The sequence below is a fragment of the Roseospirillum parvum genome (assembly GCF_900100455.1).
GTDB lineage: Bacteria > Pseudomonadota > Alphaproteobacteria > Rhodospirillales > Rhodospirillaceae > Roseospirillum > Roseospirillum parvum.
In genome coordinates this window covers 269,326-288,960 of the sequence record NZ_FNCV01000002.1, presented here as the reverse complement: position 1 = coordinate 288,960, position 19,635 = coordinate 269,326, and the positions used below count along the sequence as shown (strand labels likewise).

The following is a 19,635-nucleotide window of genomic DNA, read 5'->3' as shown; positions in this document are numbered from 1 at the left end:
GTCAGGCTTCCTTCGGTCGCGGGGGGACGGCCAGCAGGCCGGCGGCGTCGAGCCTTTGGTAGACGGGCGCAAAGCGGGCGTCAATGGACTCGGGGTCGAGGGCCGGGCCGGGCGGCCGGTAGGCGTGGCGCGAGCGGTAGGCCCGGGCGGCGGCGGCTTCCTCGTCAAGGGCGGCGGCGAAGGCGTCCTCGAGGGGCAGGCCGAGGTCGCGATAGGCGCCCTTGAGGGTACCGGCGAGGTCGTTTTTCAGGGCCTCCATGGCGAACACCCGGTGGCGCGGCCCGCCCTCGGGCGGCAGGGCGGCCAGCAGGGCGTGGTAGTAGTCGGCCAGCAGCTCGGGCATGCGGGCCGGGAAGAGGGTTTCGTCGGGGTCGCCGGCGAACAGCCGCACCCCGTCGGCGATGGCCGACAGTTGCGAGGGCACCACCTTGTCGGGCCGGCGCAGGCAGACCAGGAAGCGGGCCTCGGGGAAGGTTTCCTTCAGGGTGGCGGCGCTGCCGGCGAAGGCGGCGTTTTTCGACAAAAGCCGCTTGTCCGGCCCGTGGACGAAAAGGTGGCGCTGCAACAGGCGCCGATAGAACGCCATCAGCCGGCGCCGCTGGCCTTCCGGCAGGTCGCGGTCGGCCCGGGCCAAGCGCCACAGGGGCTCGGCGGTGGGGAAGGGGACGACCAGGATGAAGCAGGCCAGCACCGGCAGCAGGGCCAGGTAGTCCTCTTCCGGGGCCGAGAGGTCCATGGCGTGGACATCGTCCAGGCGGGCGAACAGGTGGCCCTCGACCCAGGCCAGAAGGCGGCCCAGCGGGCGGCCCAGGCGGGCGTCCAGGCGGCCCAGGGCGAACACCGCCCGGCGCTGGATGATCGACGGCGCGAGCAGGCATTCCCAGGTCGAGAAGGTGGTCAGATTGGGGTCGCGGGCCAGCGCGCGGTGGACCATGGTGGTGCCGCTGCGCGGCACGCCCAGCACGATCAGCGGATCGTTCACCTTGACCTTGCGGTAGGCCGGGAACAGCACCTCGTCGAGCAGCAGGCACAGCCCGTGCACCGCCTGCACCAGCAGGAAGGCCGGCAGGAAGACGGCCATGGTGACCACCCGGCGGACCGATGGGCGGCGCCGCCCCGGCGGGGCCCGGAAGGCTGCTCCGACCAGGGCCGCGCCGCGCCCCACCACATCGCCCATCACTGCCAGCACGTCCCCGCTCTCCCTTCCAACGGATACGGCACCCGACACCACCAGCCGGCCCGCGTCAACCCCCGCCGCCAGGATGCCCTCTGGCGCCGACCCCCCTCTGTGCCTAAGTCACCGTCGGCGGCGGGGGAGTCGGGATAGGGTCGCCGCATCTCAACGGACCAAGGACCCACCTTCGATGACCGAGCACAAGCCCGTCTCCCGCGCCCTGGCGGTACCCAGTGGCCGTTTCAACCGGGTCGCCCGCTTCGGCGGTCTGGCCACCGGCCTGGCCGGCCGGGCGGCCCTCGGCGGGGCGCGCCAGATCGCCCGGGGCCAGCGCCCCAAGGCGCGCGACCTTCTTTTGACCCCGGAGAACGCCCGCCGGGTGGCCGACCAGCTGGCCCACATGCGCGGCGCGGCGATGAAGGTCGGCCAGTTGATCTCCATGGACGCCGGCGACATGCTGCCGCCCGAGCTGGCCGAGATCATGGGCCGCCTGCGCGCCGACGCCCACTACATGCCGCGCGGCCAGTTGAAGCGGGTGTTGGCCCGCCACTGGGGCGACGACTGGAAGAGCCGCTTCACCGAGTTCGACATGCAGCCCATCGCCGCCGCCTCGATCGGTCAGGTGCACCGGGCGCCCACCGTCGACGGCCGCGATCTGGCGATCAAGGTGCAGTATCCCGGGGTGCGGCGCAGCATCGACAGCGACGTGGACAACGTCGCCACCCTGATGCGCCTGTCCGGCGCCATGCCGCGCGAGCTCGACATCACCCCCATGCTGGCCGAGGCCAAGCGCCAGTTGCACGAGGAAGCCGACTACGAGCGCGAGGGCCACTACCTGAGCCGCTTCGCCGAGCTTCTGAAGGATCATCCCGAGTTCGTGGTGCCACGCCTGCACGCCGACCTGACGACCACCGACGTGCTGGCCATGGATTATGTGGACGGGGTGCCGGTGGAAAGTCTGGTCGACGCTCCCCAGGCGACGCGCGACGAGGTGATGCGCCGCCTGATCGGTCTGGTCTTCCGCGAGCTGTTCCAGTTCGGCCTGATGCAGACCGATCCCAACTTCGCCAATTACCGCTACCAGCCGGACAGCGGCCGGGTGGTGCTGCTCGACTTCGGCGCCTCGCGCGAGTTGGGGCCGCACATGGCGCCCCAGTTCCGCCGCCTGATGCACGCCGGGCTGGCCGGCGACCGCGCGGCCATCCGGGCCGCCATCCTCGACATCGGCTTCTTCGCCGAAAACACCCCGGAGCGCCACAAGCGGCTGATGGTCGAGATGTTCGAGTTGTCCATGGAGCCGATGCGCCGCCCCGGCGCCTTCGACTTCGCCGGCAGCGATCTGGCGCCGCGGATGCGCGACATCGGCATGGAACTGGGCTCGGGGCGCGACTTCTGGCACATCCCGCCCATGGACACCCTGTTCATGCAGCGCAAGTTCGGCGGTTTCTACTTCCTGGCCACCCGGCTGAAGGCCCGGGTCGACCTGTCGGCCATCATCGAGCCGTATCTTTAAGAGGCCGGCCCGCTCCTTGGCCGGCCCGCCTCAGGGCACCGCCTGGATGACGCTCAGCCCGTCGTCCTTCAGCCACAGGGCGCTCAAGGGGCCATCGTAGGCGGCGCCGGTGTCGATGCCCAGGCGGTTGGCGCACAGTTGCGGCCCCTGGGCCGGGGTGTGGCCGTGGACGGCGATCACGCCGCCCTCGAAGGGCGCCCGGCGGTTGAGGAAGGGTTCGCGGATCCAGGCCCAGTGGCGCGGCTCCACCTCGTCCCAGGGGCGGGCCAGATGCGCCGCCAGCCGGCGGGCCGGGTCGATGCCGGCGTGGACGCACAGGTAGTCGCCGACCCGGTGGTGGCTTTTCAGGGTGTCCTCGAGCAGCCGGCGGCGCGGCCCGTGAAGGGCCCGGGCCATGGCTGCCAGCGCCGCCTGGGGGGTCGCCGCGTCGGCGCCCAGCGACCGCGCCGTGGCCAGCCCGCCGTTGCCCAGGAACATCTCCCAGGCCCCGGGGCGATGCTCCAGGGCGCGGCGCAGCATCTGTTCGTGGTTGCCCATCAGGGCGTGGACGCGGGCCGGGCCCAGGCCGTGGCGGGTGGCCGCCGCCACCCGGTCGAGCACCCCGGCGCTGTCCGGGCCGCGATCAACCAGATCGCCCAGAAAAACCACCTCGACGCTGCCCTCGGCGTGCCCGGCCAGCCGCTGCAGTAGGCCATCGAGCAGGCAGTCGAGCAGGGCCCGTTGGCCGTGCACGTCGCCGATGGCGATCACCTCGCGGCCGGGCGGCAGGCGGCCCGGAGCGGGCTGGCGTGGGCCGCTCTCAAGGTGGGGTGTCATGGCGCCATCGGGGCCGGCGTTTCGGTTGCCTCACATGTGGTGCCGGCGGTGGCGTTTTCCACCCGGCTGGCCGGGAAGATCAGCCCGGCCCGGGTGCCCTGGCCGGGCGCGGTGTCGAGCCGCAACGTGCCGCCGTGCAACTCGATCAGGGCACGGGTCAGGGGCAGGCCGAGGCCGGTGCCCTCGTGGCGCCGCGACAGCTTGTTGTCGACCTGGCCGAAGGGCTCCAGGGCCCGGGCCAGACCGTCGGCATCCATGCCGATGCCCTGGTCCTCGATGGCGATGCACAGGGCGCCGTCCGCCTCGCGCCCGAGGGTGACGCGCACCGCGCCCTCCGGCGGGCTGAACTTGATGGCGTTGGACATCAGGTTGATCAGCATCTGGCGCAGGCGGCGGCGGTCGGCGTTCAGGCGCGGCGATGCGGCCGGCAGGTCGGGGACCAGCCTGACCTGGGCCCGCCGGGCGGCCGCCGCCACCATGCGCAGGGCGGCGCGGATCTCGGCCCCGGGATCGAGGCTTTCCGGATCGATGTCGATCTTGCCGGCCTCGGCCTTGGACATGTCCAGGATGTCGTTGATCAGATCGAGAAGGTGGCTGGCGCTGCTCAGGATGTCGCCGGCGTAGGTCTGGTAGGCGCGGGCGCCCAGGGGGCCGAACAGCTCGCTGGCCAGAACCTCGGAAAAGCCGATGATGGCGTTCAGCGGGGTGCGCAGTTCGTGGCTGACGTTGGCCAGGAAGATGGCCTTGGCCTGGTTGGCCCGCTCGGCCGCCTCCTTGGCCTCGCGTTCCTGGGCCTCGGCCCGTTTCAGCACGGTGATGTCGACATAGGTGGTGAGCAGCCCGCCATCGGCCAGCCGGACCCGCTCGACGCGCAGGGTGGGGCCGTCCGGCACCGTCCATTCGCTGGGCTCGGGCAGCGGGCCCTCAAGGGCCGCCAGTTCGGCCTCGACGCAGGCTTGCGGGTCGCCGTCCCAGGGCGTCGGATCGAGCACCCGGCGGGCGACCAGATCATCCAGCACCGCCCGGTAGCTGGCCCCCGCCCGGGCCAGCCCGGAGGGCAGCCCGAGCAGGCTGGCGAACGGCCCGTTGGCGGCCACCAGATGACCCGACGGGGCGACCACCGCGATGCCCTGGGGCAGGGCGTCGATGATCTCCTTGAGGCGGGCCGAGGTGGCGGCCACCTCGGCCTCGCGGCGCTTGAGGTCGGTGATCTCGGTGCGCAGGGCGACCCGGCCGCCCTCGCGGGTCACCGACTCGGTGACGCGCCAGATGGTGCCGTCGGTGAAGACCTGTTCGAAGGGCGGTCCCGGGTGGCGGTGGCGGGCCAGCCGTTCCACCTTCCAGGTCTCGACCCGGCCGTGGGCCTCGGACAGGAAGCCGGCCTCGGCCGCCAGCTCGACCACCCGCGCGAAGGGGATGCCCGGCCTGATTTCCCTGGCCCGGTCGGCGAACGGCTCGATGAAGCGGCGGTTGGCCAGCACCAGACGGTCGTCGGCGTCGTACAGGCTGAAGCTTTCGGGCAGGCTTTCCACGGCGTCGAGGAAGCGCATCTCAAGCTGCCGCGTCTCGCCCCGGGCCACCTCGGCAAGGCGCTGCCGGCGGCCCAGCACCAGCAGCATGAGGACCGCCGCCAGCAGCGCGGTCAGACCGGTGTGGCCGGCCGCCAGCAGGGTCATCCAGGCCGGCTGGCCGAACAGCAGCGGGGCCACGGCGTCAAGCAGGCCGAGGCCGACCAACAGGGCGGCCACCGGGCGGCCGTCCAGCAACTGGTGCGCCGGGCCGATCAGGAACAGGGCGGCGGCGGCCCACTGGGCCAGTCCGGCCAGGACCAGCAACGGGCCGCTGGCCAGCAGGTGCGGCACCGGGCCCAGCCACAGCTCGATGCCCAGCGGCCAGGCCAGCACCACCAGCGAGGTGGCGACCAGGGTCCACACGGGGGCCGGCGGGCGCTCCAGCCGGGCCCGCGCGCCCAGGTAGATCATCAGGGTGCTCAGCACATGCGGCACTTCGATCAGCGCCGGCAGGGGCAGTCGCGGGCCGCCGCCCAGATCGACGAACAGCAGGGTCGAGGCCACGCCCTCGGTCAGGAAGGCCGCGGCCCACCAGCCCAGGGTCCGGCGCGCCCCCGGCGACAGGTCGAGGCTGGTCCGCGCCATTCGCCCCAAGGCCACGGCCATGACGACTCCCACCATCGCCGCCGCAAGCAGGACGCCGGGCAGGGCCGAGGCAAGCAGGCTGGGCGGGGCGCTGGGCATCACATGGGCCGACTCCGGTGTCGGGACCGGGGCGGCCGCCGGGAGGGCGACCCTGACCGCCGCCCCCTGGCGAACCGAGGATCAGGACGCATACTGGACGACGGTGTGGAACGGAACGTCCAGGCGGTCGCGCCCGTTGAGGAAGGTCAACTCGATGATGCAGGCCACGGCGACCACCTCGCCCCCCATGCGGTGGGCCAACTCGCAGACCGCCGCGGCGGTGCCGCCGGTGGCCATCAGGTCGTCCAGCACCACCACCCGCTGGCCGGGGGCGATCATGTCCTTCTGGATCTCGACCACGTCCGAGCCGTATTCGAGCTGGTATTCATAGCGCTCCGTCGCCCCGGGCAGCTTGCCGCTCTTGCGGGCCATGACGAAGCCGCAGCCCAGCTTCAGGGCCAGCGGCGCGGCGACCAGAAAGCCCCGCGATTCAACACCGACCAGAACGTCCGGGGCGTAGGGGCCGACCACCTTGGCCATGCGGCCCATGGTCACCTGCCAGGCGTCGGGCTCGGCGAGCAGGGTGGAGATGTCATAGAAATTGATCCCCGGCTTGGGGAAGTCGGGGATGGAACGGATGTGATCGCGGATGTCCATGGTCTGCCTTTAACCCTTTATCCCGGAAAGCCACTGGGGACATGGTACCCCAGACGCTGGTGAAGGCAAACTGACTAAGGCCAACTGGCCAAAGCAAACTGGCGAAAGCAAACTGGCGTGCCGGGCCAGGAGCCGACGGCAGGTTCGACAAGAGACTCGACAGGAACGGGGGCGAGTCATTCGTTTTCGGCGTTTGCACCGGATGACACAACCGTGTCATCATCGGCGGCTGATGTGACGCCGCCCGGCGTTTCCCATGCCGGCCAAGCCGCCCCTGGGGGGCCTTTCGATGATCGCCGATCCGCAGACCAGCGCCCTGCCCGAGGCAACCGCCACGCCCGAGGCGTCCGAACTGGCGCCCAACCTGACGTCCGAACTGGCGCCGGCCGAGGATGCCGCCAGTGCCCTTGGCGAGCGGCTGCGTCAGCGCCGCGACGAGCTCAGCCCGCAGTTGCGCAAGGCGGCCCACTACCTGCTGGCCCACCCCGAGGAGGTCGCCCTGACCTCGATGCGCGGGCTGGCCGCGCAGGCCGGGGTGAAGGCCTCGACCATGGTCCGGCTGGCCCGCGCCCTGGGCTACGACGGCTTCGAGGCGTTGCGCGAACCCTATCGTCAATGGCTGCGCGGCAACGACGGCCCGGCGGTGGCCCGGGCCCGCACCCTGCAGGCCCGGGCCCGTCCCGACCATGGCGAGGGCCTGATCGCCGACATGATCGACACCGACTGCCGGGTGCTGGGCGAGGCGCTGGGGCCGGACGGGCGGGCCGCCCTGGAGCAGGCCGCCATCACCCTGGGGCAGGCGCGTCGGGTCTACATCCTGGGGCTCAGAAGCTGCAACGCCCTGGCCCGGCTGTTCCACTACGCCTACGGTCTGGCCTGTCACAACGGGGTGATGGTCGATGGCGCCGGCGGCAGCCTGTTCGACACCCTGCGCGACCTCGGCCCCGACGACGCCCTGCTGGTGATCAGCTTCAAGCCCTACTCGCGCGAGGCGGTGATCGCCGCCGAATACGCCGCCGAGCGCCGGGCCCGGGTGGTCGCCCTGACCGACAGCGCGGTGTCGCCGCTGGCCGCCTCGGCCACCGCCCTGCTCACCGTCGAAACCTCCTCGCCCAGCTATTTCCAGTCGCTGGTGCCGGCGCTGGCCCTGGTCCAGATGCTGCTCGCCCTGCTGGTCGCCCGCGGCGGCGAGGCGGCGCTGGCCAACCTGCGCCACAGCCAGGAACAACTGGACCGCTTCGACGCCTACTGGCGTCGCCCCCGGCGCGGCCTGCGCGGCGCCGCCGGCGAGCCCCCATCGACCTGAAATCCCCCCTCACATGGAGAGCCCGGCATGACCCTGGCCCGGCCGGCCGCCAGCCACGTTTTTCACCGCCATCTCAGAAACCTGCCCGAAACCGCCGTGGGCGGCGACGGGCCCTGGCTGATCGACGCCGCCGGGCGGCGCTATCTGGATGCCTCGGGCGGCGCCGCCGTCTCCGCCCTGGGCCACAACGATGCCCATGTGATCGGCGCCATCAAGGCCCAGCTCGATCGCCTGCCCTTCGCCCACACCGGGTTTTTCACCAGCCAGCCGGCCGAGGACCTGGCCCGCCGCCTGAGCGGGCTGGCGCCCCCGGGACTGGATCACGTCTATCTGGTCAGCGGCGGCTCGGAAGCGGTGGAATCGGCGCTGAAACTGGCCCGCCAGTATTTCCTGGAGATCGGCCAGCCGGCCCGCCGACGGATCATCGCCCGCCGGCAAAGCTACCACGGCAACACCCTGGGCGCCCTGGCCGCCGGCGGCAATCTGTGGCGCCGCGCCCCCTTCGAGCCGCTGCTCATGGAGGTCAGCCACGTCTCGCCCTGCTACGCCTATCGCGGCATGGCCCCGGACGAGGACGAAGCGGCCTACGTCGCCCGCCTGGCCGATGAACTGGACCAGACCATCCGCGACCTGGGTCCGGAATCGGTGGCCGCCTTCATCGCCGAGCCGGTGGTCGGCGCCACCGCCGGCGCCGTGCCCGCCGTGGCCGGCTACCTGAAAGCCATGCGCCAGGTCTGCGACCGCCACGGCGTGCTGCTCATCCTCGACGAGGTGATGTGCGGCATGGGCCGCACCGGTCCCCTGTTCGCCTGTGCCCACGACGATGTGGTGCCCGACCTTCTGACCGTCGCCAAGGCCCTGGGCGCCGGCTACCAGCCGCTGGGCGCCACCCTGGTCCACCGCCGCATCCACGACGCCATCGAGGGCGGCTCCGGCTTCTTCCAGCACGGCCATACCTACATGGGCCACCCGACGGCCTGCGCCGCCGGCGGCGCCGTGCTCGACCGCCTGCTCGACGACGGCCTGCTGGCCCGGGTGCCCGGGATGGGCCGAACCCTGCGCCGGATCCTCGACCACCACTTCGCCGACCACCCCCAGGTCGGCGACATCCGTGGCCGCGGCCTGTTCCTGGGCCTGGAACTGGTCGCCGACCGGAAAACCAAGCAGCCGTTCGATCCCGCCCTGGGCATCGCCGCCAAGGTCAAGAAGACGGCCCTGGCCAACGGCCTGATCTGCTACCCCATGAGCGGCACCATCGATGGCCAACGGGGCGACCACATCCTGCTCGCCCCGCCCTTCATCATGACCGACTCCGACCTGGAAGAGATCGGCCAACGCCTCCACACCACCCTCGCCAGCGTCCTGCCATGACCCCGCACCTGACAGCCGACAGCCAAGGGGGCGCCGCCCCCTTGGAACCCCCGCTGGGGAGGCCGGGAGGCCTCCCCAGACCCCACCATGAATCAAAGCCGGACAAGAGGGGGGTAGCTGAGCGCCCGCGCTCAGCCACCCCCCTCTTGTCCGGCTTTAAGTCATGGCGGGGGTCCGGGGGAGCCCCCGGCTCCCCCGGCGGGGTTCAAGGGGCGGAGCCCCTTTGATGTCGGATGTCATGCCGGGACTGACGGTGGCGGTGGCGCCCAATGGGGCGCGGCGGGGGCTTGAGGATCATCCGGCCATTCCGCTGACGCCGGCCGGGTTGGCCGAGGTGGCGGGGGCCTGTCTGCGGGCCGGGGCGGCGATGCTGCATCTGCATGTGCGCGACCGCGAGGGCCGGCATTTGCTGGATGCCGAGGCCTATCTTGAGGCCATCCGGGCGGTGCGTCGGGTGGTCGGCGACGAGATGGTGCTGCAGATCACCACCGAGGCGGTGGGGATGTACCAGCGCGCGGCGCAGATGGCGGTGGTGCGCGGGGTGCGGCCGGAGGCGGTGTCGCTGGCCCTGGGCGAGTTGCTGCCCGAGGGAGCCGACCCGGCGCCGGTGGCCGCCTTCCTGCGCGAGCTGGCCGAGGACGGGGCGCTGGTCCAGTACATCCTCTATCGCCCGGACGAGGTGGCGCGGCTGGCCGGGCTGGTCGCCGACGGGGTGATCCCCGAGGTTCGGCCCCGGGCCCTCTATGTGCTTGGCAAGTATGCCGGCGATCTGACCGCCCGGCCGGCCGATCTGCTGGGCTTTCTCGCGGCGCGGCCGACTCCGCCGCCGGGTGACTGGATGATTTGCGCCTTCGGGCCGCTGGAAGGGGCCTGCGCGGCGACGGCGGCGGCCCTGGGCGGCGATGTGCGCCTGGGCTTCGAGAATAACCTGCTGCTGGCCGATGGCCGCCTGGCCCCGGACAACGCCGCGCTGGTCGCCCAGATGGTGGCGGCGGCGCCGTTGTGCGGGCGCCGGCTGGCCACGGCGGCCGAGGTGCGGGCCGGCTGGCGGCTGGGCTGAGGGAGGCTGAAACCGGGCCGGGCAGGAGGATGTTGCCCAACGCCTGATGGACAAAATCCTTGAAACATGGGGACCGCTCTGCTTGCGTAATCCCCAGAGGAGGTGTCGGACGTGGCCGGAGGCACTGCCCCGCCCGGGTCCGCACGTGGTTTGAAGACCAACGCCAACCACAATTGGGAGAGTTTTTCACCATGAAGACCATCAAGCCCATCGCCATCGGCGCTGCCGTGGCCCTCGGTCTGGGTCTCGGCCTGTCGGTTTCCGCCCCGGCGCGGGCGGCCGACACCACTTTCATCACCATCGGCACCGGCGGCGTGACCGGCGTCTACTACCCGACCGGCGGGGCCATCTGCCGTCTGGTCAACAAGGACCGCAAGGAGCACGGGGTGCGCTGCTCGGTCGAGTCGACCGGTGGCTCGGTGTACAACATCAACACCATCAAGGCCGGCGAGCTGGACTTCGGCGTCGCCCAGTCGGACTGGCAGTACCACGCCTACAACGGCACCTCGAAGTTCGAGGGCAACCAGTTCGACAAGCTGCGCGCGGTCTTCTCGGTGCATCCCGAGCCCTTCACCGTGGTCGCCCGGCAGGATGCCAACATCCACGACTTCAAGGATCTGGCCGGCAAGCGGATGAACATCGGCAACCCCGGCTCGGGCCAGCGCGGCACCATGGAGGTGCTGATGGAGGGCATGGGCTGGACCCAGGACACCTTCAAGCTGGCCACCGAGCTGAAGCCGGCCGAGCAGTCCAAGGCCCTGTGCGACAACAACATCGACGCCTTCGTCTACACCGTTGGCCATCCCAACGGCTCGATCAAGGAAGCCTCCAGCGCCTGTGACAGCAACCTGGTCAACGTCGACAACGAGGTGGTCGACAAGCTGGTCGCCGACAATCCGTACTACTCCAAGGCGACGATTCCGGGTGGCATGTACCGTGGCACCGACGAGGACGTGACCACCTTCGGCGTGCGCGCCACCTTCGTCACCTCGGCCGACGTGCCGGACGACGTGGTCTACACCGTGGTCAAGGCGGTGTTCGAGAACCTCGAGGACTTCAAGAAGCTGCACCCGGCGTTTGCCGTGCTCACCGCCGAGGAAATGGCCACCGCCAGCCTGTCGGCGCCGCTGCACCCGGGCGCCGAGCGCTACTACCGCGAGGCCGGCCTGATCGAGTAGGCGCGGACTGACAATCACCTTGCATCCATACCCCTGGCCGGACACCGGCCAGGGTTTTTGTTAGAGCAGATCCCGAGCGATCCGGAACGGATCGCCCGACCCGGTTAGCGATGACGATTTGCGGCAGTATCAAGAGCCTGGAGCAGGCTGCGTGCTTTCACAAGGCACGCAACACGCGCCAGGGCGGCAGTGGACAGGGAGGCGACGATGGCTGAGGACAACGGGCGGGGACCCCGCGCGGCAGGGCAGGGCTCGGGGGTCGAGGCCGAGGATCTGGTCGCCCAGGTGGAGACCGGAGCCCGCCACCCCTCGGGCATGGCCGGGCGGGCGCTGTTTTTGATCGCCCTGGCCTGGGCCCTGTTCCAGTTGTGGTTCGCCTCGCCGCTGCCCTTCATCCTGGGTTTTGGTATCCTCAACAACACCGAGGCCCGCTCGATCCACCTGGGCTTCGCCATTTTCCTGGCCTACACGGCGTTTCCCGCCTTCAAGAACTCGCCCCGGCTGCGCGTTCCGCTGATCGACTGGCTGCTGGCCTTCCTGGCCGCCGGCTCGGCGCTTTACCTGTTCGTCTTCTACGAGGCCCTGGCCGACCGCCCCGGCGCCCCGACCCAGGTTGACGTGATCGTCGGCGTGGTCGGCCTGATCACCCTTCTCGAGGCGACCCGGCGGGCCCTGGGGCCGCCCTTGATGATCGTCGCCACGGTGTTCATGGGCTACGCCTTTCTCGGCCAGCACATGCCCGACGTGATCGCCCACCAGGGGGCCAGCCTGAACAAGGGGATGAGCCACTACTGGCTGGGTACCGAGGGGGTCTTCGGGGTGGCCCTCGGGGTGTCCACCACCATGGTCTTCCTGTTCGTCGCCTTCGGTTCGTTGCTGGAAAAGGCCGGGGCGGGCAACTGGTTCATCCGGGTGGCCTTTTCCATGCTCGGCCATTTCCGGGGCGGGCCGGCCAAGGCGGCGGTGGTCTCCTCGGCCCTGACCGGGCTGATTTCCGGCTCCTCGATCGCCAACGTGGTGACCACCGGCACCTTCACCATTCCCCTGATGAAGCGGGTTGGCTTCCCGGCCGAGAAGGCCGGCGCGGTGGAGGTGGCCAGTTCGACCAACGGCCAGCTCACCCCGCCGATCATGGGGGCGGCGGCCTTTCTGATGGTGGAGTACGTCGGCATCTCGCTGGTCGACGTGATGCGCCATGCCGTGCTGCCGGCGCTGATCAGCTACATCGCGCTGGTCTACATCGTCCACCTGGAGGCCCTGAAGCTGAACCTGAAGGGCCTGCCGCGCAGCGTGGTCATCCCCAAGCTTCTGTTCCTGGCCCAGTTTTTGGGCAGCTTCGCGGCCCTCGGGGTGCTTTCGGCGGCGACCTACTTCGGCCTGGGCTGGACCAAGGAGGTGTTCGGCGGCGCCACGCCCTATATCGCCAGCGCGGTCCTGCTGGTGGCCTATGTCGCCCTGGTCGCCTACGCCTGCCGCTTCCCCGATCTCGACACCAGCCTGGACATCCAGGAATGCCCGGCCCCCGGGCCGACCATCAAGGCCGGGCTGCATTTCCTTTTGCCGGTGGCGGTGCTGGTCTGGTGCCTGACCGTGGAGCGCCTGTCGCCCGGCCTGTCGGCCTTCTGGGCGGCGGTGTTCATGATTTTCATCGTGCTCACCCAGCCGGCGCTGAAGGCCTTCTTCCGGCGCACCGGACCGCCGCTGGCCACCCTGGTGCCGGCCCTGGCCGAGCTGATCGACGGGCTGGTCGCCGGCTCGCGCAACATGATCGGCATCGGCGTGGCGACGGCGGCCGCCGGCATCGTGGTCGGCACCATCACCCTGACCGGCATCGGCCAGGTGATGACCGAGTTCGTGGAGTTCATCTCGGCCGGCAATCTGGTCCTGATGCTGCTGTTCACCGCCGTCATCAGCCTGATCCTGGGCATGGGCCTGCCGACCACCGCCAACTACATCGTGGTCTCCAGCCTGATGGCTCCGGTGATCGTCACCCTGGCCGCCGACAACGGGCTGCTGGTGCCGCTGATCGCGGCCCACATGTTCGTCTTCTACTTCGGCATCCTGGCCGACGACACGCCGCCGGTGGGGTTGGCCGCCTTTGCGGCGGCGGCGATTTCCAAGGGCGATCCCATCCGCACCGGCCTCCAGGGCTTCGCCTACGACATCCGCACGGCGATCCTGCCCTTCCTGTTCATCTTCAACACCGAGCTGCTGCTGATCGGGGTGGAGAGCATCCCCCACGCCCTGATGGTGTTCGTCTCCGGGGTGCTGGCCATGCTGGCCTTCGCCAGTGCCACCCAGAACTACATGTTCGTGCGCAACCGCATCTGGGAGACGGCGATCCTGCTGCTCGCCGCCTTCACCCTGTTCCGACCCGGCTACTGGATGGACATGGCCTACCCGCCGCTGCTCGAGCGCCCCTCGACGGCCATCGTCGAGGTGGCCGAGGGCCTGGGCGCCGACCAGCGCATCAAGCTGAAGGTGTCGGGCGTCGATTTCTACGACAATCCGGTGGAAAAGACGGTGGCCCTGAACATGGGGGCTGCCGGGCCGGGCGAGCAACGTCTGGAGGGGGCCGGGCTGTTCCTGCGCCAGGAGGGCGACCATATGGTGGTCGATGACATCGGGTTCGGCTCCCAGGCCGAGCGCATGGGCATCGATTATGACTTCGTCGTCGAGAAGGTCTTCGTCGAGAACACCGAACGGCCGCCCAAGCACCTGATGTACATCCCGGCGGTGCTGCTGATCGTCGGCGTCGCCCTGCTCCAGCGGCGGCGCCAGAAGCTGCTGGCCCGCTGATCCCCCCGTCACCCGCCCATTCGCCCGCCCTTACGGAGGTCCCCACGCCATGTATCACGACATCCTGGTCGCCCTCGATCTGGAGGACCCCTCGGACGTCTCGCACACCCTGCCGGCGGCCATCCACCAGACCCAGGCCAGCGGCGCCCGGCTGCACGCCATGACCGTGCTGCCCAGCTTCGGGATGAGCATCGTCGGCCAGTACTTCCCGCCGGGCTACGAGAAGGATCTGGCCGACAAGGTGATGCGCCAGTTGAAGGACAGCGTGCGTCCCCACCTGCCCGAGGGGCTGGACGTCCACTTCGCGGTCGGCGAGGGCAACGTCTACGAGGCGGTGCTGACGGTGGCCCGGCGGACCAACGCCGACCTGATCGTCATCGGCGCCCACCGCCCGGAGCTCAAGGACTACCTGCTCGGCCCCAACGCGGCGCGCGTGGTGCGCCACGCCGACACCTCGGTGCTGGTGGTGCGGCCGGACGAGTGATCGCGGGGCGGGCTTGTGGGGCCGGCGGCGCGCCGCCGTCCCTCAAGCCCCGGTGCCTGGCGAGCACGTCTTATCCCCGGTGCTTGGCGAGCACGTCTTATCCCCGGTGCTTGGCGAGCACCGCCTCCAGGCCGCGGATCAGGTTCTTGCCGGCCGGGCCGCCGTCGCCTTCCAGGCGCTGGCTGACCACCAGCCGCATGGTGTCGACGTGCACCTTGGCGATCTCCAGGTGGCGTTTCTCGGCCGGTGGGTCGATCTGTTCCAGGAAGCGGCACAGATAGGCGCCGACCTGGGTGATCAGGTGGTAGTTGAAGCTGCCGCCCTGGCCCTTCATGTCGTGGGCCACCTCGAACAGCGCCTTGAGGTCGGCGGTGGGATCGCCGCCGGCGGCCAGCGCCGCCTCGGCCTGGTCATGGGCCTTTTGCAGGCGCTCGAGGTCCCCCTCGACCCACTCCAGATAGCTGCCCTGCAGGCTGGCGATCATCTTTTCGGCCCGCTCCAGGGTCGCGGTGTCGACCCCGTCCGGCGTCCGGGTGACCTTGTCGGCCAACTGGCGCGGCGGCTTGATCAGCCGGGGGTTGGGGTCGGGCGGCGCCTCGGCCTTGGGCTTGTCGGTTTCGTCGGTCATCGGCGCGGCGCTTCCTGCGGCGTGGCGGGGGAGGGAGCCTTTCGGGCGCCATTATTAAAGGTGCCCGTCGGGGGCGGGTCAACAGACGGTCGGTGGGTCAGCCGTTCAGCAGGGCTTCCACCTCTTCCTGCGACAGGCCGCCGTCCGCCTCGTCGTCGGTCACCTTGTCCTTGGCGCCGAGCTGGGGGATCTGCTCCACATCGATCTTGCGCCGCTCCGGCCCCTTCCATTCGAGCTGGCGCCGCCGCCGGTCGGGCCCGAAGTAGGACGAGGTGCGGATGAACGGGCGCGGCCGTTCGATGATCGAGCGGATGCGCGAGAACAGCCCCTTGGCCGAGATGGGCTTGGCCAGGAATTCGTGCACCCCGGCGTCGCGGGCTTCCAGCACCCGGTGCATTTCGGTGTGGCCGGTCAGCATGATGATCGGCACGAAGGGGTTGGGGCTGTCCTTGCCGGTGCGCACCAGACGCACGAAGTCGAGGCCATCGAGCGGCGACATGTTCCAGTCGCAGATGATCAGGTCGGCCGGAAAGTGGCGCAGCTCCTTGAAGGCGTCGGCGCCGTCGGCTGCCTCGTGCACGTTGCGGGCGCCCAGGGCGTGCAGGATCGTCTTGACCAGGGCACGCATGTGCTTGTTGTCGTCGACGATCAGGAAGTTCAGCCGCTCAAGATTGTAGCCCGTCATACTGTGCTCCGCGACGTCCCCCCGCCCCGCTCTTCAACGAAACTGGGCAGGGTTTACCGCAAGGTACCCGAAATACTGGGAAAACAATAGGCCATTGACGGAGCGATGGCCAGCCATCAGCCGGGGCGGGTGGCGGTCCCCGGGTGGGCGGGCGGGGGTGATCGGTTGGGCGGGCGGGGGTGATCGGTTGGGCGGGCGGGGGTGATCGGGTGGGCGGCGTGGCGGTTCAGTCGGGGGTGGTCGGGGCCTGGCGCTTCTCGGAGCCGTCGAAAGGCTGCTGGCGGCGCCGCCGGTCGGGGCCGAAATAGCTGGCGGTGCGGATGAACGCCCGGGGATGCTCGACCACCGCGACCAGCCGGGCGAGCAGGCTCTTGGCCGAGATCGGCTTGACCAGGAACTCGCTGACCCCGGCGTTGCGGGCGGTGGCGATCAGCTTGGGATCGCCGTGCGCGGTGACCATGATGATGGGCAGATAGGGGTTGGCGCTGTCCGGGTCGGTGCGCACCTGGCGGGTGAAGGCGATGCCGTCCACCGGCTCCATGCGGAAGTCGACGATGCCCAGGTCGAAGTGCCGCGTCTGGACCAGTTTCAGGGCCTCGGCGCCGTTGCCCGCCTCGGTCACCTGATCGATCGCCAGCCCGGTCAGGACGGTGCGGATCAGGCGCCGGAAGTGGGGGTTGTCCTCGGCCACCAGCACGCGCAGCAGGGTGGGGTCGAAATCGGGCCGGCGCATCAGGGAACGGCCCGTCGGGGCGGGCGGCATGAACTGGGCGGAGGCTTGCATGGGGGTGCTTTCATGGTTTCTGTCGCGGCATCGGTTACCCGTGCCCGATCGACCATGGAGTGGGTCGCGGAAGCGGGATCCGACGCGCCTGACCTCTTGTGCCCCCCGGCATGTGACAGCGATATTGCCGCGCCCGGCGGCGCAACGCAAGCCGGCTTTACTTGAAAAGTAAAACTATGGTGTTTGGACAAAGCCGCCCAGAACCCACCACAGGGCGGTCAATGGCCAGACCAGGAGCAGCGTGGCGCCGGCCAGCAGCAGGCACAGCCGGGCGCCCGAGGCCAGCCCGACCCGGCCCATCTGCATGGCGACCACCAGGGGCGGCACCTGATAGGGCAGGATGGTGGTGGCGTACCCGGTGACCAGGGCCATCAGCACGCTCATCTGCGAAAGCCCGGTGCCCTCGGCCAGGGTGGCGGCGAAGGGGGTCATCAGGGCCGGCACCCCGGGGGTGGTGGCGGCCATCCCGGCCACCGTGGTCAGCCCGGCGACCCAGCCCAGGTTCCACAGGGTGTCGGCCGGGGTGCCGCCATCGGCGAAGGGGGTCAGCTCCATCATCCGCTGGGCCAGGAAGCCGCCCAGGCCGCTGGCCGCGATCACCGCCCCCATGCCCAGCATGCCGGCCAGATAGATCAGCGACGGGTAGTTCACCTTGCTCGCCATGTCGTCGAGCCCGACCAGACTTTCCGGCCACCAGCGGCCCAGCGGCGGCAGCAGGCAGACCAGGGCGGCGCCCAGCGCCACCCAGGCCGGCGACAGGCCGTGCAGGGTGTCGGTGCACCACAGGGCCAGGGTGACGGCGAGCAGACCGGCGAGGCGCTTTTCGGTGGCGCTCATCGGGGGGGGCGCGGAGTCGGCCGTGGGCCGGCTGGCGGGGGCTGTCGGTGGCTGGCGGAACAGCAGCCAGACGGCGCCGATCAGCAGCAGCGCCTTGAGGATGCCGGTGGTCGGCAGGTGCCAGCCCAGGAATTCGAGGTAGGCCAGATGCACCCCCAGCGCCGACTCGGCGGCCCCGGCCATGACCAGATTGGGCACCACGGCCGGCAGGATGGCGGTCGGCGGCCCGAAGGCGACCATGCCGGTGGCCAGCACGATGCCGGCCCGCCCCCGGCTGCGCTCCGGGTAGCCCAGGGCATCGGCCAGGGCCAGCATGATCGGCATCATCAAGACCACCCGGCCCATGCTGGACGGCATCAGGAAGGCGAGCAGGAAGCCGCCGGCGACGATGGCCGAGATGATGGACAGATAGGAGCCGCTCAGCCGCCGGGTCAGGGCGCGGGCCAGCCGCTCGGCGAGGCCGCTCTTCCTCACCGCCACGCCGATCACCAGACCGCCGAAGACCAGCCACACCGCCTTGGAATGGAAGCCGGAGAAGATCACCTCGGGCGGCGCCACGCCGCTCAGCACGGCGAGCAGGAAGAAGGCCAGCGCGGTGACCGGCTCGGGCAGCAGGCCGCTGGCCCAGAAGGACAGCGCGAAGACGGTCAGCCCGCCGGCCAGGAACCATTGGGGATGCTCGCCGGCCAGCCCCAGGGTGGGGGCCAGCAGCAGGGCCAGGGCGACCAGCCCGCCGCTGCCGCCGACCAGCCGCGCGCCAAGCGAGGGGGACTCACTCATGTCGTTTCGCCGGTTCCCTCGGGGGGCGCCATGGGCGCCAGGGCGCGGCCCACCTTGCTGGCCGGCGGACGGCCCAGCACGGCGCCGATCAGCCGCCCGGCGGCGAGCAGGCGGTCCATGTCCACGCCCGTTTCGATGCCCAGGCCGTCGAGCATGTAGAGCACGTCCTCGGTGGCCACGTTGCCGGCCGCGCCCCTGGCGTAGGGGCAGCCGCCGAGGCCGCTGATCGAGGCGTCGATGGTGGCGATGCCGGCCTCCATGACGGCGTACAGGTTGGCCAGCGCCTGACCGTAGGTGTCGTGGAAGTGGGCGGCCAGACGCTCGATGGGCACCCGCCCGGCCACCGCCTCGACCATCGCCCGGGCCCGCCCCGGGGTGCCGGTGCCGATGGTGTCGCCCAGGCTGATCTCATAACAGCCCAGATCGAACATGGCCTGGGCCACCTCGGCCACCCGGGCCGGCTGGATCGGGCCCTCGTAGGGGCAGTCGATCACGCACGAGACATAGCCGCGCACCCGAAGGCCCGCCTTCAGCGCCGCCTCGGTGACGGCGGCGAAGCGCTCCAGACTCTCGGCCACCGAGCAGTTGATGTTCTTTTGCGAGAAACTCTCCGAGGCGGCGCCGAAGCAGGCGATCTCCCGCGCGCCGGCGGCCAGGGCGGCGTCCAGTCCCTTGAGATTGGGCACCAGGACCGGAAACGACACCCCGGGCCGCGCCGGCAGGGCGGCCAGCACCTGATCGGTGCCGGCCATCTGAGGCACCCATTTGGGCGACACGAAACTGCCCGCCTCGATGGCCGGCAGGCCGGCCTCGGCCAGGGCCTCGATCAGCCGCACCCGGTCGGCCACCGAGACCGCGTTGGGCTCGTTCTGCAGGCCGTCGCGCGGCCCCACCTCGACCAGACGGACCCGGGACGGCGGCATCACGACGCCTCCGCCCGGCCGGCGGCGGCGTACAGCCTGCCCACCGTTTCGGCCAGCCCCTCGGTGGCCGCCTTGACCTCGGCCAGACGGGCCCGGGCGGCGTCCAGGGGCGGCGGCTCGGCCGTCAGCCGGAACTCAAGGAAGAACTCGTGGACCAGCCGCGCGCGCAGGCCGACCAGATCGGCCAGCCGGGCCCGGTCGGCCTCGTCCAGGGCCGCCGCCAGCCGCGCCCCGGGGCCGGACAGCGGCGCCGTGCCGGTGATCTCGTCGATCATGGTGGTCAGGTCGAAGGCCTCGAAATCCTCCATGTCGAGGGTCGACATGAGCAGGGTCAGGCGGTGCACCACCCCTTGCAGGTCGTGCACCCGCCAGCCGTATTCGGCCATCAGGGCGTTGGTTTCGGGGCTCGGGGCAGGCATCCGGGGGGACCTTTGCGGCGGTGCGG

The 19,635-nt window shown here is 70.6% G+C and carries 17 protein-coding genes; 7 read left to right on the top strand and 10 right to left on the bottom strand.

Going from position 1 to position 19,635, the window contains the following annotated elements:
- Position 1: 1 nt before the first annotated feature.
- Positions 2-1,189, bottom strand: coding sequence for a sulfotransferase (locus BLR95_RS04305; protein WP_143130931.1), 1,188 nt, complete (start codon positions 1,187-1,189; stop codon positions 2-4).
- A 175-nt stretch (positions 1,190-1,364) separates the two neighbouring features.
- Here BLR95_RS04305 and BLR95_RS04300 point away from each other — a divergent pair, with 175 nt between their 5' ends.
- Entirely contained in the window at positions 1,365-2,687 is a 1,323-nt protein-coding gene (locus BLR95_RS04300) for an ABC1 kinase family protein (RefSeq protein WP_092615944.1), read from the top strand.
- 30 nt (positions 2,688-2,717) lie between these two features.
- Here BLR95_RS04300 and BLR95_RS04295 read toward each other — a convergent pair whose 3' ends face one another.
- The 3 genes from BLR95_RS04295 to BLR95_RS04285 form a co-directional block, all read right to left on the bottom strand.
- Positions 2,718-3,503, bottom strand: a complete 786-nt coding sequence (locus BLR95_RS04295) for a metallophosphoesterase (protein WP_092615941.1) — start codon at positions 3,501-3,503, stop codon at positions 2,718-2,720.
- Positions 3,500-5,758 (bottom strand): sensor histidine kinase, encoded by a 2,259-nt coding sequence (locus tag BLR95_RS04290; RefSeq protein WP_092615938.1) that lies wholly within the window; start codon positions 5,756-5,758, stop codon positions 3,500-3,502. Before BLR95_RS04290 ends, BLR95_RS04295 begins: the two co-directional genes overlap by 4 nt.
- 81 nt (positions 5,759-5,839) lie before the next feature.
- A complete protein-coding gene (locus tag BLR95_RS04285; protein WP_092615935.1) occupies positions 5,840-6,355 on the bottom strand; it encodes an adenine phosphoribosyltransferase in 516 nt (171 codons plus the stop codon).
- Positions 6,356-6,644: 289 nt separating this feature from the next.
- Between BLR95_RS04285 and BLR95_RS04280 the strand changes: the two genes are divergently transcribed.
- From BLR95_RS04280 to BLR95_RS04255, 6 genes are all read left to right on the top strand, one after another.
- Entirely contained in the window at positions 6,645-7,661 is a 1,017-nt protein-coding gene (locus BLR95_RS04280) for a MurR/RpiR family transcriptional regulator (protein ID WP_176787607.1), read from the top strand.
- Between the two features lie 27 nt (positions 7,662-7,688).
- Positions 7,689-9,032: an aspartate aminotransferase family protein gene (locus BLR95_RS04275; protein ID WP_092615929.1), complete on the top strand. Its 1,344-nt coding sequence runs from the start codon at positions 7,689-7,691 to the stop codon at positions 9,030-9,032.
- 226 nt (positions 9,033-9,258) lie between these two features.
- Positions 9,259-10,092 carry a beta-keto acid cleavage family enzyme gene (locus BLR95_RS04270; RefSeq protein ID WP_092615925.1) on the top strand — a complete coding sequence of 278 codons (834 nt, stop codon included), beginning with the start codon at positions 9,259-9,261 and terminating at the stop codon, positions 10,090-10,092.
- A 191-nt stretch (positions 10,093-10,283) separates the two neighbouring features.
- Positions 10,284-11,270 carry a TAXI family TRAP transporter solute-binding subunit gene (locus BLR95_RS04265; RefSeq protein ID WP_092615922.1) on the top strand — a complete coding sequence of 329 codons (987 nt, stop codon included), beginning with the start codon at positions 10,284-10,286 and terminating at the stop codon, positions 11,268-11,270.
- A 207-nt stretch (positions 11,271-11,477) separates the two neighbouring features.
- Positions 11,478-14,069 carry a TRAP transporter permease gene (locus tag BLR95_RS04260; protein ID WP_092615919.1) on the top strand — a complete coding sequence of 864 codons (2,592 nt, stop codon included), beginning with the start codon at positions 11,478-11,480 and terminating at the stop codon, positions 14,067-14,069.
- 49 nt (positions 14,070-14,118) lie between these two features.
- Positions 14,119-14,553 carry a universal stress protein gene (locus tag BLR95_RS04255; RefSeq protein WP_092615916.1) on the top strand — a complete coding sequence of 145 codons (435 nt, stop codon included), beginning with the start codon at positions 14,119-14,121 and terminating at the stop codon, positions 14,551-14,553.
- Between the two features lie 97 nt (positions 14,554-14,650).
- Here BLR95_RS04255 and BLR95_RS04250 read toward each other — a convergent pair whose 3' ends face one another.
- From BLR95_RS04250 to BLR95_RS15695, 6 genes are all read right to left on the bottom strand, one after another.
- Positions 14,651-15,181 carry an Hpt domain-containing protein gene (locus tag BLR95_RS04250; protein ID WP_092615913.1) on the bottom strand — a complete coding sequence of 177 codons (531 nt, stop codon included), beginning with the start codon at positions 15,179-15,181 and terminating at the stop codon, positions 14,651-14,653.
- Positions 15,182-15,278: 97 nt separating this feature from the next.
- Positions 15,279-15,866: a response regulator gene (locus BLR95_RS04245; RefSeq protein WP_092615910.1), complete on the bottom strand. Its 588-nt coding sequence runs from the start codon at positions 15,864-15,866 to the stop codon at positions 15,279-15,281.
- A gap of 226 nt (positions 15,867-16,092) precedes the next feature.
- Positions 16,093-16,650 (bottom strand): response regulator, encoded by a 558-nt coding sequence (locus tag BLR95_RS04240; RefSeq protein ID WP_245689234.1) that lies wholly within the window; start codon positions 16,648-16,650, stop codon positions 16,093-16,095.
- Positions 16,651-16,824: 174 nt separating this feature from the next.
- Positions 16,825-18,267 (bottom strand): SLC13 family permease, encoded by a 1,443-nt coding sequence (locus tag BLR95_RS04235; protein ID WP_092615907.1) that lies wholly within the window; start codon positions 18,265-18,267, stop codon positions 16,825-16,827.
- Complete coding sequence (locus BLR95_RS04230; RefSeq protein ID WP_281241285.1) at positions 18,264-19,190, bottom strand: hydroxymethylglutaryl-CoA lyase; 927 nt, start codon at positions 19,188-19,190, stop codon at positions 18,264-18,266. The genes BLR95_RS04235 and BLR95_RS04230 overlap by 4 nt, the downstream gene beginning before the upstream one ends.
- Complete coding sequence (locus tag BLR95_RS15695) at positions 19,190-19,609, bottom strand: hypothetical protein (RefSeq protein ID WP_092615903.1); 420 nt, start codon at positions 19,607-19,609, stop codon at positions 19,190-19,192. The genes BLR95_RS04230 and BLR95_RS15695 overlap by 1 nt, the downstream gene beginning before the upstream one ends.
- Between the last annotated feature and the right edge of the window lie 26 nt (positions 19,610-19,635).